The organism is Novosphingobium sp. (assembly GCF_965228995.1).
In the GTDB taxonomy this organism is placed as follows: Bacteria; Pseudomonadota; Alphaproteobacteria; order Sphingomonadales; family Sphingomonadaceae; genus Novosphingobium.
Genome location: NZ_OZ245852.1, coordinates 3,859,752 through 3,875,309, shown reverse-complemented (window position 1 = coordinate 3,875,309; position 15,558 = coordinate 3,859,752). Strand labels below are relative to the sequence as shown.

The 15,558-nt window shown below is 60.3% G+C and carries 14 protein-coding genes; 10 read left to right on the top strand and 4 right to left on the bottom strand.

Annotation, left to right across the window (positions count from 1 at the left end; genetic code table 11):
• Positions 1-36: 36 nt before the first annotated feature.
• From ACO056_RS17660 to ACO056_RS17640, 5 genes are all read left to right on the top strand, one after another.
• Positions 37-1,512, top strand: a complete 1,476-nt coding sequence (locus ACO056_RS17660) for an NAD-dependent succinate-semialdehyde dehydrogenase (RefSeq protein ID WP_421849297.1) — start codon at positions 37-39, stop codon at positions 1,510-1,512.
• 17 nt (positions 1,513-1,529) lie between these two features.
• Positions 1,530-2,291 carry an SDR family oxidoreductase gene (locus tag ACO056_RS17655; protein ID WP_421849294.1) on the top strand — a complete coding sequence of 254 codons (762 nt, stop codon included), beginning with the start codon at positions 1,530-1,532 and terminating at the stop codon, positions 2,289-2,291.
• Positions 2,288-3,361 carry a tartrate dehydrogenase gene (locus tag ACO056_RS17650; RefSeq protein ID WP_421849291.1) on the top strand — a complete coding sequence of 358 codons (1,074 nt, stop codon included), beginning with the start codon at positions 2,288-2,290 and terminating at the stop codon, positions 3,359-3,361. The genes ACO056_RS17655 and ACO056_RS17650 overlap by 4 nt, the downstream gene beginning before the upstream one ends.
• Before the next feature lie 62 nt (positions 3,362-3,423).
• Positions 3,424-4,275, top strand: coding sequence for an SDR family oxidoreductase (locus ACO056_RS17645; protein ID WP_421849288.1), 852 nt, complete (start codon positions 3,424-3,426; stop codon positions 4,273-4,275).
• Positions 4,275-4,973 carry an SDR family NAD(P)-dependent oxidoreductase gene (locus tag ACO056_RS17640; protein ID WP_421849285.1) on the top strand — a complete coding sequence of 233 codons (699 nt, stop codon included), beginning with the start codon at positions 4,275-4,277 and terminating at the stop codon, positions 4,971-4,973. The genes ACO056_RS17645 and ACO056_RS17640 overlap by 1 nt, the downstream gene beginning before the upstream one ends.
• A gap of 337 nt (positions 4,974-5,310) precedes the next feature.
• On the opposite strand, the gene ACO056_RS17635 is transcribed toward ACO056_RS17640, so the two are convergent.
• The 3 genes from ACO056_RS17635 to ACO056_RS17625 all read right to left on the bottom strand — a co-directional run bounded on the left by ACO056_RS17635 (position 5,311) and on the right by ACO056_RS17625 (position 8,173).
• On the bottom strand, positions 5,311-6,447 hold the full coding sequence (locus ACO056_RS17635) for an LLM class flavin-dependent oxidoreductase (protein WP_421849282.1): 1,137 nt from the start codon (positions 6,445-6,447) through the stop codon (positions 5,311-5,313).
• Between the two features lie 93 nt (positions 6,448-6,540).
• A complete protein-coding gene (locus ACO056_RS17630; protein ID WP_421849280.1) occupies positions 6,541-7,608 on the bottom strand; it encodes a phytanoyl-CoA dioxygenase family protein in 1,068 nt (355 codons plus the stop codon).
• Positions 7,583-8,173, bottom strand: coding sequence for a TetR/AcrR family transcriptional regulator (locus ACO056_RS17625; protein ID WP_421849277.1), 591 nt, complete (start codon positions 8,171-8,173; stop codon positions 7,583-7,585). The genes ACO056_RS17630 and ACO056_RS17625 overlap by 26 nt, the downstream gene beginning before the upstream one ends.
• A gap of 188 nt (positions 8,174-8,361) precedes the next feature.
• On the opposite strand from ACO056_RS17625, the gene ACO056_RS17620 reads away from it, so the two are divergent.
• Complete coding sequence (locus ACO056_RS17620; RefSeq protein WP_421849274.1) at positions 8,362-10,623, top strand: TonB-dependent receptor; 2,262 nt, start codon at positions 8,362-8,364, stop codon at positions 10,621-10,623.
• 115 nt (positions 10,624-10,738) lie between these two features.
• Positions 10,739-11,599 carry an SDR family NAD(P)-dependent oxidoreductase gene (locus tag ACO056_RS17615; RefSeq protein WP_421849271.1) on the top strand — a complete coding sequence of 287 codons (861 nt, stop codon included), beginning with the start codon at positions 10,739-10,741 and terminating at the stop codon, positions 11,597-11,599.
• Positions 11,600-11,673: 74 nt separating this feature from the next.
• Here the strand turns inward: ACO056_RS17615 and ACO056_RS17610 are convergent, their stop codons facing one another.
• Positions 11,674-12,297, bottom strand: a complete 624-nt coding sequence (locus ACO056_RS17610) for a TetR/AcrR family transcriptional regulator (RefSeq protein ID WP_421849268.1) — start codon at positions 12,295-12,297, stop codon at positions 11,674-11,676.
• Positions 12,298-12,391: 94 nt separating this feature from the next.
• On the opposite strand from ACO056_RS17610, the gene ACO056_RS17605 reads away from it, so the two are divergent.
• From ACO056_RS17605 to dapA, 3 genes are all read left to right on the top strand, one after another.
• Positions 12,392-13,240, top strand: a complete 849-nt coding sequence (locus tag ACO056_RS17605) for a fumarylacetoacetate hydrolase family protein (RefSeq protein ID WP_421849265.1) — start codon at positions 12,392-12,394, stop codon at positions 13,238-13,240.
• Complete coding sequence (locus ACO056_RS17600) at positions 13,237-14,358, top strand: AraC family ligand binding domain-containing protein (protein ID WP_421849262.1); 1,122 nt, start codon at positions 13,237-13,239, stop codon at positions 14,356-14,358. Before ACO056_RS17605 ends, ACO056_RS17600 begins: the two co-directional genes overlap by 4 nt.
• A 96-nt stretch (positions 14,359-14,454) precedes the next feature.
• Complete coding sequence (dapA, locus tag ACO056_RS17595) at positions 14,455-15,384, top strand: 4-hydroxy-tetrahydrodipicolinate synthase (protein ID WP_421849259.1); 930 nt, start codon at positions 14,455-14,457, stop codon at positions 15,382-15,384.
• The last annotated feature ends 174 nt before the right edge of the window (positions 15,385-15,558 follow it).

Genomic DNA, 15,558 nt, shown 5'->3' with positions numbered 1-15,558 from the left:
GCCCGTTCGCGGCCGTTTGAACGTGAGGATTTCCGGATGACCGACGCTGCCATTTTGCTAGACCGGGCAAAAGCCCACGATCTGCTCATCGATCGCTGCCTGATCGGTGATCAATGGACGGGTGCCGACGATGGCCGGACCATCGCTGTCACCAATCCCGCCACCGGCGAACACCTTGCCGCCGTCCCCGATCTCGGCGTGGCCGAGACGCGCCGTGCGATCGATGCGGCTGCGGATGCGCTGCCGGGCTGGGCGGGGCGCACCGCACGCGAGCGGTCCACGCTGCTGCGGCGCTGGTTCGATGCCTGCATGGCCGCGCAGGAAAGCCTCGCCACGCTGCTCACGCTTGAACAGGGCAAGCCGCTGGCCGAAGCGCGCGGCGAGATCGCCTATGGCTCGGCGTTCATCGAATGGTTCGCCGAGGAGGCCCGGCGGACCTACGGCGACACAATCCCCGCCAACCGGCCCGGCCAGCGGATCGTGACGATCAAGCAGCCCGTCGGGGTCGTGGCCGCCATCACGCCGTGGAACTTCCCCAATGCGATGATCACGCGCAAGGCGGCAGCGGCACTGGCAGCCGGTTGCACTATCGTGATCAAACCCGCCTCGGCCACGCCGCTTTCCGCGCTTGCACTGGCCAAGCTCGCGCGTGAGGCCGGCATTCCTGCAGGCGTTATCAATGTCGTCACGGGTTCGGCCCGCGCCATTGGCGGCGAACTCACCGCCAATCCCAAAGTGCGCAAGGTCACCTTCACCGGCTCGACCGAGATCGGCCGCGTGCTGCTCGAACAGAGCGCTGCAACGATCAAGAAGGTCTCGATGGAACTGGGCGGCAATGCTCCGTTCCTGATCTTCGAGGATGCCGATCTAGATGCCGCGGTTGCCGGGGTGATCATTTCTAAGTTCCGCAATGCGGGCCAGACCTGCGTCTGCGCCAATCGCATTTATGTGGCCGACGCGATCTACGATGAATTCGCCGCGCGGTTGGCGAAAGCGGTTGCCGCGCTCAAAATCGGCAACGGGCTGGCCGAAGTCGAGATTGGTCCGCTCATCGACGGGGCCGCCGTCGCCAAAGTCGAAGAGCATATCGCCGATGCCATCGCTGGCGGCGCGCGGATCGTGCTGGGCGGGAAGCGCCACGGGCTGGGCGGATCGTTCTTCGAACCGACCATTCTCGTCGATGTTGCCCAGGACGCGCTGCTGATGCGCGAGGAGACGTTCGGCCCAGTCGCGCCGCTGATCCGCTTCACCGACGAAGCCAGCGTTATCGCCAGCGCCAATGACACCGAGTTCGGCCTCGCGGCCTATCTCTACACCCGCGACCTCGCCCGCGCCTGGCGCGTCGGCGAAGCGCTTGATTACGGGATGGTCGGCATCAACGAGGGCCTCATCTCCACCGAAGTCGCGCCGTTTGGGGGGGTGAAGCAATCCGGGCTCGGCCGTGAGGGATCGCGCTACGGGATCGAGGACTATCTCGAGATCAAATACATGTGTCTGGGCGGGATCGCCTGAGCTGGGAGGAAAAGAGGATGACGGATTTTTCAGGCCAGACGGTCGTGGTCACCGGTGCTGGTGGCGGGTTTGGTGAGGGCATCGCCAAGCGCTTCGCAAGGCTCGGGGCCAATGTTCTCGCGCTAGATCTCAACGCCGGCGAAGCTGACCGCGTGGCGGCAGACATCGTTGCCGAAAGCGGCATAGCGAAGGCTTGCGGCGCTGACGTCACAAGCTCGCAAGACATGGCCCGCGCGGCCGGACTGGCGCTCGAAGTGTTCGGCGGGGCGGACATCCTCGTCAACAACGCCGGTATCACGCACAAGAACAAGCCAATGCTCGAAGTCGACGAAGCCACGTTCGACCGGGTGTTCGCGGTCAATGTCAAAAGCATCTATCTGGGCGCGGTCCATTTCGTTCCGCAGATGCGGGCCAAGGGCAAAGGTGTGATTATCAACATCGCGTCGACCGCTGGCGTTCGCCCGCGCCCGGGGCTGACCTGGTACAACGGGTCAAAGGGCGCGGCGATTACGCTAACCAAATCGATGGCGGCCGAACTCGCGCCCGACCGGATTCGCGTTAACGCAATCAATCCGGTGATGGGAGCCACTGGCATGTTGCAGGATCTGCTCCCCGGCGAAGATAGCGAGGAGGTCCGCAACCGCATCCTCGCCACCATTCCGCTGGGCCGTTTCAGCCAGCCGCGCGATATCGCCAACGCGGTCACGTTTCTTGCCAGCAGCGAGAGCGATCTGATCACCGGTTCGATCCTTGAAGTCGATGGCGGCCGCTGCGTATGAGCAAGCGCTATCGGATCGCGTCCATTCCGGGCGATGGGATCGGCAAGGAAGTCGTGCCGGAAGGCATTCGAGTGCTGGATGCCGCCGCCGCAGCCTGCGGGTTCGCGATGGACTTCCGCGCGTTCGACTGGAGCTGCGAAACCTGGCGCGCCACCGGCCGGATGATGCCCGAAGACGGCATCGCCCAACTGGCCGACCACGATGCGATTTTCCTCGGCGCGGTGGGCTATCCCGGCGTCCCCGATCATCTCTCGCTCTGGGGCCTCTTGATCCCGATCCGACGGGAATTCGATCAGTACGTCAATCTGCGGCCAGTTCGGCTGCTGCCCGGCGTGCCCTGCCCACTGGCGGGCAAGAAGCCGGGTGACATCGATTTCTGGGTAGTCCGGGAAAACAGCGAGGGCGAGTACTCGCAGCTCGGCGGCCGGTTCAAGGGTGGTACGGAGGACGAGTTCGTCATTCAGGAAGCTGTGTTCACCCGCAAGGGCACCGATCGCATCCTGCGCTACGCCTTCGATCTGGCTGAACGGCTGCAGCGCAAGCACGTGACGTCGGCCACCAAATCCAATGGCATCTACCATTCGATGCCGTTCTGGGATGAACGTTTCGCCGCTGTCTCTGCGCAATATCCTGATATCACCGTGGACCAGTATCATATCGATATTCTGGCCGCGCGCTTCGTCATGAGCCCCGAGCGGTTTGACGTCGTCGTGGGGTCCAACCTGTTCGGCGATATCCTGTCCGATCTTGGCCCCGGGGTTACCGGCACGATCGCAGTCGCCCCCTCGGCCAACATCAATCCCGAACGCCGCTTTCCCTCGATGTTTGAACCGGTGCACGGCTCTGCGCCCGATATCGCCGGGCGCGGCATTGCCAATCCGATCGGGCAGATCTGGTCGGCGGCCATGATGCTCGATCATCTGGGAGAGCCGGAGGGCGCAGCACTCATCATGCGCGTGATCGAGGCCGTGCTGTCCGATGACCGGGTCCCGCGCACGCCGGACCTTGGTGGGACAGGGTCGACCACCGATCTTGGCAAGGCCATCGCGGCCAAAGTGATGGCGCTGTGATCGGGCAGGGCTAATTCTCGCCAAGTGAGCAACTGAAACATTTAATTGAGCGGAGATAAAAAGTGGCATCGACGGTTTTGATCACCGGCGCCTCGAGTGGCATTGGCGCTGCGGCGACCAAGCTCTTCGCGGCCAATGGCTGGAATGTGGTGGCAACGATGCGCACGCCATCATCCGATCTGGCATCCCCGCCCAACATGCTGACGCTGAAACTCGACGTGACCGACGCGGCCAGCATCAGCGCGGCGCTTGATGCTGCAGTGAGCCGGTTCGGCACGATCGACCTTCTCGTGAACAATGCTGGCTTCGGCCCGCTTGGTCCGATCGAAACGTTCGACGAGGCCGTGCTGCAGCGCCTGTTCGATACAAATGTTTTCGGCACGATCCGGATGGCACAGGCGGTCATCCCGTTGATGCGCAAGCGTGGCACGGGACGCATTATCAATATCTCGTCAATGGGCGGGGAATTCACCACCCCTTATGGCGGCGCCTATCACGCCAGCAAATACGCCGTGGAATCGGTGTCCGATGCCTTGCGCTACGAAGCCAAGGCATTTGGCATCGATGTCGTTGTGGTCCAGCCTGGCCCGGTGCTCACCCCGATGGCCCTCAGCGCCGCTGATATGCCCTTGCCCGCAGGCGACAGCCCTTATTGGGCACCCGTGAGCGCGATGAGCGGCATGGCCAAGCAGCAGTTGCAGTCCGGCAGCGGGTTCGTCTCGGCCAATGCTGTTGCCGCGACGATCTTCAAGGCGGCATTGGCCCGCAAGCCCCGCACCCGCTACAAAGTGGGCATGACAGCGCATGTCATGCCGTTCTTGCGGCGTTGGCTGTCTGATCGACAGTGGGACGGGATGTGGCGGATGATCCTTGGCCGCGCGGAAAAGGCGCTCGAACCTAAGGCCGCGCGCTAATGCCCCGCAGCGTGGTGATTACCGGCGGGTTTGGCGCGCTGGGGACGCATGTAAGCAGGGCTTTCCTCGCGCTAGGGGATTACGTCTCCCGCGTCGACGTCGCCCCGTCATCGGCAATCCCTCTCGTGGGCGGGCGCGATTTCCCCGGGGTTGATCTGACCGACGACGAAGCCTGTGCCCGCACTGTCGCCGCCATCGTGTCCGCGTTTGGCGGTATCGATGTTCTGATCAATGTGGCCGGCGGGTTCGTCTGGGAAACGCTGGATGGAGGGAGCTCTGCGTCCTGGCAGCGCATGTTTGCGATGAATGTGCTCACCACTGGAATGATGACCAAGGCCGCTCTGCCAGCGCTACTGGAAAGTCCGGCTGGCCGTGTGATCAATGTGGGCGCGAATGCTGCCGTGCATTCCGAAGCCGGGATGGGGGCCTATGCTGCGGCTAAAGCCGGCGTCCACCGCCAGACCGAAAGCCTCGCGGCAGAGCTCGTAGCAACGCGTGTTACCGTTAACGCTGTACTACCGAGCATAATCGATACCCCGGGCATTAGAGCGGCCATGCCCGCAGCAGACACTTCGCAGTGGGTGGAGCCGGAAGCCATCGCCGATGTTATGGTATTTCTCGCTTCGCCCGCCGGGCGCTCGATCTCTGGCGCGCTTATTCCTGTGACGCGCGGGACAGACAGTTCGGTAAGAGGATGACCCTACATTAATTGAAGTATAGTCTTATTTCTATTTCTGTTCATCCTGACTCTGTCCAGGATTAGCTCCCGGACATAGCAAGAGGCCCGACGCCTTGTCGGCCAGCTTAACTCCGGCCGACAAAGCGAATTCGGCAGGCATTATGAACCCAAGGGATGTGTGAGGTCGGGTCTCGATGTCTTTGGCAAAGCCACACGTCTTGGGCTGATCAATGAAGGAACTGAACCTGGCGATCGTCACAAACCGCTTACAGATTTCTGCTGCAGTATCGCCACCGCCGGACTTGCCCACCAGTTGCAGGTCAGGCATTCAGAGGTCAGGCGGGTTGCTGCAGCTATCACAGCGATTGGCGAAGCCCCGCCTGCTCAATCAGCGGCAATACTTCGCGGACGAAGCGGGGCAGTCCTTCGGCATAATCGACCCAAGTTAGCAGGATACCGTCGATACCGCAGGCTGACAGGCCAGACATTGCCGCGACGATGTCGGTAGGCGTCCCTAGCAACGGAACTCCACCAGCACCTGCCATGAAACTTTGCCGCATCTTGCTTAAGATTTCAGGTGGGACGGTTTGCGCACCGACAAGCTGATGCTTCAGGAACTCGTTGGCAACTTCATGGTCCCCGTAGATATCAGCATAGTGATCGACATACGCCAAAGCGTCGGAAATGCTGTCGCGTTGCACGACATAGGCGTGAACCCAAATCTGGATGTTCCGACCGAATTCGCGCCGCGCCAGGTCACGGTAGGCATCGACTTGCGCCTTGATGTCCTCTGGTCGTGGTGATCGTACGAGGATGAAAGCGATGTCTGCATGTTTGGCCGCGAACAACTGACCGGCATCCGAGCCACCTGCGTTCATAAGGGCGGGGTGAGGTTGCTGCAGCGGCTTCGGATTGGAGACAGCCTTGCGCAACTGCACGAATTTCCCATCGAAATCGAAGGCATCGCCCTCGGTCCAAAGCCGCTTCATGACCGTGATCCACTCGTCGGCATGGCCATAACGATCGGTATGCGTTCTGATGTCGGCACCGAACATTTCGATTTCGGGAGTGTACCAACCGCAGACGATATTGATCGCGAAGCGTCCCCCGGAGATGTGGTCTATTGTCGCAGCCTGCTTTGCTGCAACAAGTGGGTGGATCGTCGGCACGTGGGACGTGCTCATGACACACGAACGCGAGGTGAGTGCGCTTAAGGCGGCGGCCCAATTGTAAGTTTCAAACGTCCTTCCCGATGGGTGATCGTCGCCTGCGAATGGGCGCCACCGCGCGTAGGGAACAATGGTCTCGAAGCCAGCTTTGTCCGCTTCTTCCGCGATGGCACGCGAATTTGCCCATGTCGGAACGAAAGCCTCCGCGACCTTGGTCATGGCAACGCCAGGACCGTTGATACCAAAAATGCCGAGCTTCAGCCGATTTTCGTTGAACAGCGGGTTGGATGCGGAACGGGGATCGTCCCGATAGGGTTGCGACATTCTTGTGCCTCTCGCGGCCTTTTACGGCCTGCAGTTTTGTTTCAGCTGTGGGATTTTGCGCGCTCTGGTGGGGTTCACCTGCGCGCAAAAGCGCTATGGCTTCAAAACGCCGACGCGGCTGACGGGTCGGACGACGTCGAGCGGCGCTGCCAAGCCCGACATCTCGCATCCTCCGAAATAGAACCACGGGCGATAACCGAGTTGGCATCGAACCTCGGGATCGAGGGACATCATCACGTCGTCATCAATCGACAGGAACGGGTTCTCGAACTGACGCATATAGCCACGACCATAGTAGCAGAAGATGCCACGGCGAATGACGTCGGTGGTCCGGTTTCGACCGGTCCCGTGCAAAATGCGCGCGTCAAAAACCATGCATGATCCTGCCGGCGCCTGTGCAGCGATCGTGCCGGGTGGGTTTTCGAGCCCGTCGCCCGCCGCAACCCCGAGGTGCTCGTGATGGGCCTCAACCGCTTCGGGTGACCAAAGATGACTGCCAGGGACAACACGCGTGCCGCCATTTTCGTCGGTGAAATCATCAAGCATCCAGACCGTGTTCGCGGCCACTGGCACCGGTGTCGGGAAACCCATGTAAGCCTGGTCGATATGCAGACCCTGCGCCAGCGAACCTGGTAACGTCTTCACCGCGCCTACCAGTCCCAGCAGGAATGCATCGTCCAGAAGATGAGACAGCAGCGTATCCACCAGCGGATCAGCGACCACTTTGGCAAAGACCGCCCCTTTGTTGAGCAGATTGGAGATTCGTTCGTCATTTGTGGCGGGCAACAGGCCCCTCCCGATGGACCGTTCGCCTTCGATCTGTTCATCGAGCCGATTTTTCATCTCGGCGACGACATCAAGCGGCAAAGCCTCTGCTACAAAGCAGTATCCGTGCGAGTCGAGATCCGCGATCAGATCATCGACCGATCGGGTCGGTCGTGGCAGCGGTCTATCGGCTTGGGGCTTCGCCTTGCCCAAGCAACGCCAGACTTTAGAGGCGACTTCGGCTTGCTCGAATTGATCCTGAACCAGTCCGCCCGCTTGTTCCACCACCGTAGCCATCAATCCATCTCCACCGTTGTTGTGTGGGATGGGACATAGCTCAACGTTGAAACGAATAAAACCTTTTTCGTTTTTAATGTTCTTTTGAGATCGATTCATTGGATCGCGGCCCTTGCAAAAAGGCGCTCGTCCAAAGATCCACGATGCCCAGCACCGCGTCACGCCGCGAACGCTTGAGTTCAGTCAGCCGACGATCATCCAGAATGCTCGTAATCGACGAAGTCAGCATGAATTCGGCAAGCACACCATCGACATCCGCGCGCAGCAGAGGCGCGATAATGCCCCGTGCGTAGTCGGTGCCTTGTGTAAGATGAGTTTCAAATGCCTCGTAAAGGATCGGGTAATCCGTGCGCACTTGGTTCCAGAATGTATCATTGAAGCGCTCGCGGACATCAACGAAGGCAATAACCAGCGCCGACAACGCGTCGCTTGGTGCCGTGTTGGCGGTGTCCTTTGCTTGTTCGACGGCTGCCAGAAATCCGTCTGTCCAGTGATTGAGCATTGCACTGACAAGCTCGGTTTTCGTCGCAAAGGCCCGGTAAACCGTGGCGGTGCTGATCCCGAGTCCTTTGGCCAGATCGGCCATTACGACCTTGCGGACACCGACCAAACGAGCCCGTTCAGCGAACGCCTGTATGATTCGGTTTGCAGCTGTTTCCTTCACGTCATTCCTTCTCTTTCGAACGGGACACCAAGCCCCGACTTCATGTTCGGCGATGCCAAGCGGACAATGCCCTTGACAACAATGAAACGATATTCGTACATCTCGTTTCCAGAAGCCGAATGTCGTGAGATTAACGCATCAGGCGGCGGAAGACGAGCTTAAGCTCGCGCACAAGGAGGAGAGGTGAAGTGTTTCGAATCGCATCGCTGATAACGGCCTGCCTGATGTCATCCAGCAGTCTCTATGCGCAAACGCCAAAGCCACCAGCGGGAGCGGTCGGCGCAAGCGCCGTTCAGCCGAATGACGCGACCGGAGACATTATTGTTACCGCCGAGAAGCGTTCTTCGACATTGCAAAAAACACCAATCGCCATAACGGCGTTGACCGGTGTTGCGCTTGAGCAGCGCAATATTCAGTCGGCTGAGGCACTCGCCGTAGCTACTCCGTCTCTTCGCTATCAGGAATATCAAGGCAACGCGTTGCTGACCTTGCGCGGCATTGGCAGCGACAACATCACTTCCGGTGGCGACCCCGCCGTCGCCTTCTATGTCGATGGCGTCTATTTCGCCCGAACGACATCCGCTGAAGGGTTACTGTTCGACGTCGACCGTGTTGAGGTTCTGCGCGGTCCGCAGGGTACACTCTACGGCAGAAATGCGACGGGTGGCGCGATCAACGTCGTCACGCGGCCGGCCCAGTTCAACCAGACTGCGATGCTGGCAGATGCAACCTACGGAAATTATGACCGCGTCCGGCTAAGGGGTGCCGTCAATATTCCGCTCGCGACCGATCGGGCCGCAGCCCGGATCAGTGCCGTTTATGAAAAGCGCAACGGTTACCAGCGCAACCTCGCATCGACGGATCGCAGCAAAGATTTGGATGATGCCGATATCTTCGAAATGCGCGGCCAGCTTCGCCTTGCGCCAACTGATGCGATCGAACTGACATTGCGCGGCACATATTCCTACCGAGGCGGTAACGGGCCTGCGGAGAAGGCACTCGGCGCCTATCGGCCGCTGATCGTCGCAAACCCGGCTGGTGATCCGCCGGTACTGGCATTCCCCTACGACGCCGCAATTCCGTTCGGTTTTGGCGCTAGGGCCAATCCTGCGTCACCCCGGGAAGTCTACTTGAACGGCCCGAACCAATTACGGGTAAAGACCGCCAACATAGCGGCGACACTGAATTGGGAACTGCCCGACAGTTTCCTCGGCGGTGCCACTTTCCGCACGATCGTCGGATATCAAGATCAGCGCTTCAGGTTCACGCGCGATTCGGATATGTCCGAAGCGCAGATCCTGTTCAATGACTTCATTCGCCAGTTCAACAAGCAGACTTCCGTCGAATCGCAGCTTATATCCAAGCCGGGTAAGTTTGAGTGGATTGTCGGCGGTTATTATTTGCGCGAGACCGGTATCGACGATATCGGTATTTCCTACGGTCCGATCCCGCCGGGACTTGGAGCGTTTACCGTGCCCATCGGCCTCAAGCTCGACGTTACATCCACATCTGCCGCAGCATTCGGGCAGGGGACGATAAAGCTTTCGCCCTCGCTCCGCATGACGGCAGGACTGCGCTACTCGCATGACCGCAAGGAGGCGCTCAGCACGTTCAGCTTTGGCGGACCAACACAGACGCTTCCCGGCGCACGAAGTTGGGCAGCGGTCACCGGCAAGGTCGGTCTTGATTGGACGACCGCCGGCGGACAGTTGCTCTACGCTACAGTCTCGCGCGGCTACAAAGCGGGCGGGTTCTCCCTCGCACAGCCTGCTTACAACCCGGAATACATATGGTCTTATGAGGCTGGTGCGAAACTCGTGCTGCTCGATCGCCGGTTGCGGGCCAATCTTGCCGCTTTCTACTACAACTACAGCGATCTGCAGGTCAGCGCGGTGCGGACCGGGCCGAATGGCGCGCCCACCATTGTCGTCGATAACGCGGCATCGAGCACCGTCTACGGAGCAGAAGCCGAGCTTGTCGCAACGCCGATCGAAAAGCTTCAACTCGAGGCGACGCTCACTTATCTTCATGCCAAGTACGATAAATATGTAACTACCGACTCTGCCAATCCTGCGGCTGGTCTCGTTGATTTTGGCGGAAACGCCCTTCCGAACGCGCCCCGCTTCACCGCCACTATCGCTGCGCAATATGGAATTAATCTTGGCAGTGCGGGATCGCTGACGCCACGAGTTGCGTTCTTCTGGTCCGATCGCCAGTCGCTAACGCCATTTGCGCGACCGGCTACTGACATCCAGGGGGGATACACACGGACCGACCTCACATTGTCCTGGGCGAGCGCAAACCAGCGCTTTGGCCTGGAGGCGTTTGTCCAGAATCTCGAGAACAAGGACGTCCTTAACCGCGTCGCTTATATCGAACTGCTGAACAACTATCGTGCCAGTTACAATCCGCCGCGGACCTATGGCGTTCGCGCAAGCGTGCGTTTCTGATCATGGCGCGATCAACTGCCTTGCCGCACATTCCGGCAACGCTGGATGGCGGCGAACTCTTGTGGCTCGACTTGGCGGTGATGCTCATGGAGCCCGCGCGGATGGTGGTCGCGCCATGAACAAGGCCGTAGTGATTACCGGTGTTTCAAGCGGCATCGGCGAAGCCTGCGCGAAGCTTTTCGTCGAACAGGGCTTTTTGGTATTTGGCAGCGTAAGGAATGTGGAAGACGGCGCGCGGCTTAAAGGTCTCCTGGGTGAACGTTTCACGGCCTTGACGTTCGACATCGTCGACGCAGAAGCGGTTGGCCGGGCGGCAGATTTCGTTCAATTGAAGCTTGGTGGCGAGACGCTCTTCGGCTTGGTCAACAATGCAGGCATGACGAGCGTCGGCCCGCTGATGCATTTGCCGCCGGATGAACTGCTTCGGACGCTGCATATCAACACAGTGGGCGCGCTGATCGTCACGCAGGCATTTCTGCCGATGCTCGGTGCAATGGCCGCGCCTACCAAGCGCCCCGGACGGATCATCAACATCAGTTCGGTCGGTGGCAGGATTGTCGCGCCGTTCGCCGCATCCTATCAGGCGAGCAAGCACGCAATCGAAGCCCTTTCCGACGGACTTAGAAGGGAACTTCTCATCTACGGCATCGAAGTGGTTGTGATCGAGCCCGGATCGACGGTCACGGCGATCTGGGACAAGAGCGACGGCTCGCTTGAGCGCTATCGCGCCACCGACTTCGGACCGGCCTTCGAACGGTTCCTCGATTTGTTCGGAAGGCTCGGGCGCAAGGGCTATCCGCCGCGCCGGATTGCGGAAGTGGTCCACCGCGCATTGACGGTTCGCCGTCCCCGTACCCGCTATCCGGTTGTACCCGGCGCTTTCCTGAACTGGATTGTGCCGCGAGCGCTGCCGGATCGTTGGCTGGACATCGGCATGGCGCGCGCGATCGGTTTGAAGCGGATTAACAAGGACTGACGGATTCCTGCCGGCCGTTTGGCCCGCGCCGCGCTTTGGCAAGGTCCATCCCTGATCGGCTCGAAACTCGCCGTTCAGACACCATCCGAAAGCAGCCGACGATGCGTTTCCTTCACGCGGCGGTCGATGAGATCGCGATCCAGTTGCGAGGCCTCCGCTAGGAATGGTTTGAACAACGCCCAGCCGAGGGCCAGCGCTGTGCCAACGACGGCATCGGCTTGTGCATTGGCAGAAGCGTCGGGCGCGCTCCCAGCAAGTGTAATGAACCTGTGTAGCCCGCCTTGCGGAATGACGAACGAGTCGGTTGGGGCGCCTTGCAGCAGGAGGAACGCGATAAGGCGCAGAAAACCGTCCTGTTCGCGCAATCGAGGAGCAAGCCGCGCTGCGGCCTCGCTTGCGTCCTTTGCACCTTCAATCGCTTCTTTGAATGCTTCGTCAAAGCGTGCGAGGACAGCCTCCAAGACCTTTTCCTTGGTGGCGAAATGCCGGTGGACAAGGCCATGATTGACTTGCGCGCGCGCGGCGATGTCGCGGATCGAGACGTCGGCGGGTCCTCGCTCGGCGAACAATTCGGCTGCAGCATCGATCACGCTCTCGATGATCTCCGCTTTGCCACGCGGCCGTTTGCTGACCACTACGGCACCTTCGCTGACGCTTTCAGACTGCGCTTCCTTGATGCTTGACAGAACTGTAGTCATTCGGTTACACCTACATGTAGTCGTTCGGTTGCACTTATCCGCAAGTAAGGCCGAAAGTCCAGAATGCTGAAAAACCAGCATCCCAGGAGGATGAATGAAGCTCGCACAGGTCGACTATCGTGGCCGAAGCTATGCCGCCGCGGTCGTAAACGGCAAGGTGATAGATCTTGGCTTGCCCACTGTCGCGCAAGTCCTCGGAAGCGGAAAGACGCATGCTGATCCGGGCGCTGACTCGGTGCCGCTGCAGGACGTGGCTTTGTTACCCCCCGTCAGCGATCAAAGCCGTATCCTTTGTGCTGGCTTCAACTATCGCAGTCACAGCACTGAATCAGGCGTGATTGCCTCCAAGGTCCCAACCTTTTTTACGCGCTTTGCCAGCAGCCTTGTTGGGCATCGTACGGCCATCATTCGTCCATCCGTTTCGGAAATGCTCGATTGGGAGGGCGAGATCGCGGTGGTGATCGGCCGTGGCGGCCACAGAATTTCCGCAGCGAGCGCCATGTCGCATGTGGCGGGTTACGTGCTCTTCGGCGACCACAGCGTCCGCGACTTTCAACTGCACGGGTCGCAAGCAACCGCGGGTAAGAATTTCGATGCAAGCGGGGCGATCGGGCCCTGGATCGTGACCAGCGACGAAGCTGGCGAAGTGGACGCTCTTGCCTTCACGACCACAGTCAACGGCCGGATCATGCAAATCGGCGTGCTTGCCGACCTTGTCCATACCGTCCCGGCGCTGCTCGCCTATGTTTCAACCTTTATGCGATTGAGGGTAGGCGATGTCATCGCGACCGGGACCCCGGCTGGCATCGGCGGACGCCGCCAGCCCCCGATCTGGCTTCGGCCTGGCGACACGGTCCAGATCTCGTCGCCGCAACTTGGCGACCTGACTAATCCCGTCGTTGCCGAAAACGCAACAGATAGCGTCAAGGGAGCAAGCGCATGAGTCTGACAGCCCAGCTAATCGATGCCCGGACCGTGCCGGAACCAACGCTGGAAGTCTGGCCCATCGCAACTGCGCGCGGACTGGATATACAGGACGCGCTCGCGCGGTTGGCTGACGGCCCGCCCGGCGCGGATGGCCGACGTGAGATCATCGTCGCTCACCCTTATGCGGATCCGCAGATGCCCGGACTTGCCCCTGCGATCGAGGTGCGCTTCGGCATTCTCCTGCCTGGCGAGCAAACAAAAGCGCGGCGGTCCAATGCCTCGTCTTTTTCCATGGCCCTTGCTGGCGGGGCCACCAAGCATGTTGGGGTCGCAGCGCGAGAGATCATGCCGCGCGATTCGTGGACAACGCCGGCGATGCAGATCGAGACGCTGAAGGCCGCACCATCCGAGGCTTTTCACTACGTAACCTTCTCGAACGCGCCGTTTCTCCAGAAGATCAATGCGCTCTATCGCGAATCAAATCCGCCGGCGGACGAAGATTTGAAGGCCGCGCTGGAACAGGGCGCCCTGCTTTCGGCGCATGTCACGCGCGCAAAGGAAGTCGCCGGCGGCCCGATCAGCCTTGGTGCTGGCTACGGGCAATTGCTGCCCTACGAGCATTTGATCGATCCGGAAGCGGTAGCCAACCCGCCCCTGCATTGGCCGTGGGCGGACCTTGCCCAGCAACTTGGCATCGTGCGCAACGTCGGCAAGGGTTACACGGGGCGGCCGCTCTGGTGTCTCTATAACCCTGCGACGGAGCGGAGGAACGGCACAACGCAATCGTTTTTCGCGACTGTGACGTCCGCACCCGCCAATGCCACGGGAAATGCCCACCGGCATATGTCCGCTGCCATCAACCTAATCCTCGACGGAAGCGGATATAGCATCGTTGGCGGCCAGCGCGTGGACTGGGCAGCGGGCGACATAATGCTGTCCGCGCCGGGCTGGGCGGTACACGGCCACTCTATCGGACCTGAGGGCGCGGTGATCCTGACCATCCAGGATCACCCACTCCATATCGGATCAGAATCGTTGATCTGGCAGGAGAACGTTGACGGTGGGCCGATCCTTACGCTCGGCTCCGAGGCGGGCTTCCAGACAAATCTTGCTGACGTGCGTGGGAGGAACTGACGTGCTCCATCTTGCCAATCCTGATTGCCCGCTAATCACGGCACTTGCCGATTTGCCGACCAGTCTTGAAGTGCCTAGCCAACCCGGCGCCAGGCCATGCTGATCAACGGTCCGGAATGGCTCTGCGGTTCGTTCACGCCGCTTGTGACCCCGTTTCGTGAAGGGCACGTCGATTACTGCGCGTTCGAACAGCTTGTCGATCAGCAAGTCGAGGGCGGCAGCCACGGCGTCGTCATCACGGGAACGACGGGAGAGCCGACGAGCCTGACCACGCATGAGCGTCTCGAATTGTTTCGACGTGCGGTGGCGGTGGTTGCCAGGCGCTGCCCGGTTGTCGCGGCCACCGGAACTCTGCGCCAGGATGAGACCATCGCGCTCACTGCCGCAGCGGCAGAAGCGGGCGTCACGGCGGTAATGGTCGTCGCGCCTGGTTTCATCAAACCATCGGCAGAAGGGCTTGGCCGCTATTTCGAAGCTGTTCTTGGCGCCGTCGAAATTCCGGCATTGCTGTACAATATCCCCGGAAGGGCCGGCGTCACCATCACGGCCGAGGTTGTGGCAAGGGTAGCCAGTGCATGCCCAAACCTCGTGGGGATCAAAACCGCATCCCCCGACCTCGAATATGTCACCGACTTGCTCGTCGCTCATGGTCCGCAGTTCCGAATATTCTGTGGTTTGGAAAGTTACACCTGGCCTATGATGGCCATCGGGGCCGCAGGTGTGATGAGCGCGGTCGGTAATCTGATGCCAAGGGTAGTTGCGGACATGTGCGAAGCCGTGTTTGCGGGCGACATGGCCATGGCGCGGTCGATCCATTTGAAGTTACACCGGCTTAACCAGTCGATATTTTTCGATACCAATCCCGGGCCACTCAAAACGATGATGGCGATGATGCGGCTTTCATCAGCCGAACTCCGGCCGCCATTGGCTGAGCCGAGCGCCGCTGTGGTCGCCAGGCTTGATGCCGTCCTGAGGGACTTTGGCGCATTGCCGAGTCTTTCTTGTGCAGGGCAAGCTTCATCTTGACCATGCTGGAGACTGTGGCGTGGTGCACCGCATTGTCAGTGCAAGCCCTGAGCGCGTGCACTGGCCCTGGTCGGACGAGAGGTCAGGGATTCTCGCGAGGCTTACGCGCACCTTGCTTCCCGGGTCTCATATCAAAGCAACGCGCCGTCGCGCTTCAGGCTTAGGAGAAATGCG

Excerpts from the sequence above, each read along its gene's own strand:
- ACO056_RS17660 (WP_421849297.1), top strand. The coding sequence starts at position 37 with ATGACCGACGCTGCCATTTTGCTAGACCGGGCAAAAGCCCACGATCTG.
- ACO056_RS17655 (WP_421849294.1), top strand. The coding sequence starts at position 1,530 with ATGACGGATTTTTCAGGCCAGACGGTCGTGGTCACCGGTGCTGGTGGC.
- ACO056_RS17650 (WP_421849291.1), top strand. The coding sequence starts at position 2,288 with ATGAGCAAGCGCTATCGGATCGCGTCCATTCCGGGCGATGGGATCGGC.
- ACO056_RS17640 (WP_421849285.1), top strand. The coding sequence starts at position 4,275 with ATGCCCCGCAGCGTGGTGATTACCGGCGGGTTTGGCGCGCTGGGGACG.
- ACO056_RS17635 (WP_421849282.1), bottom strand. The coding sequence starts at position 6,447 with ATGTCGCAACCCTATCGGGACGATCCCCGTTCCGCATCCAACCCGCTG.
- ACO056_RS17630 (WP_421849280.1), bottom strand. The coding sequence starts at position 7,608 with ATGAATCGATCTCAAAAGAACATTAAAAACGAAAAAGGTTTTATTCGT.
- ACO056_RS17615 (WP_421849271.1), top strand. The coding sequence starts at position 10,739 with ATGAACAAGGCCGTAGTGATTACCGGTGTTTCAAGCGGCATCGGCGAA.
- ACO056_RS17610 (WP_421849268.1), bottom strand. The coding sequence starts at position 12,297 with ATGACTACAGTTCTGTCAAGCATCAAGGAAGCGCAGTCTGAAAGCGTC.
- ACO056_RS17605 (WP_421849265.1), top strand. The coding sequence starts at position 12,392 with ATGAAGCTCGCACAGGTCGACTATCGTGGCCGAAGCTATGCCGCCGCG.
- ACO056_RS17600 (WP_421849262.1), top strand. The coding sequence starts at position 13,237 with ATGAGTCTGACAGCCCAGCTAATCGATGCCCGGACCGTGCCGGAACCA.
- dapA (WP_421849259.1), top strand. The coding sequence starts at position 14,455 with ATGCTGATCAACGGTCCGGAATGGCTCTGCGGTTCGTTCACGCCGCTT.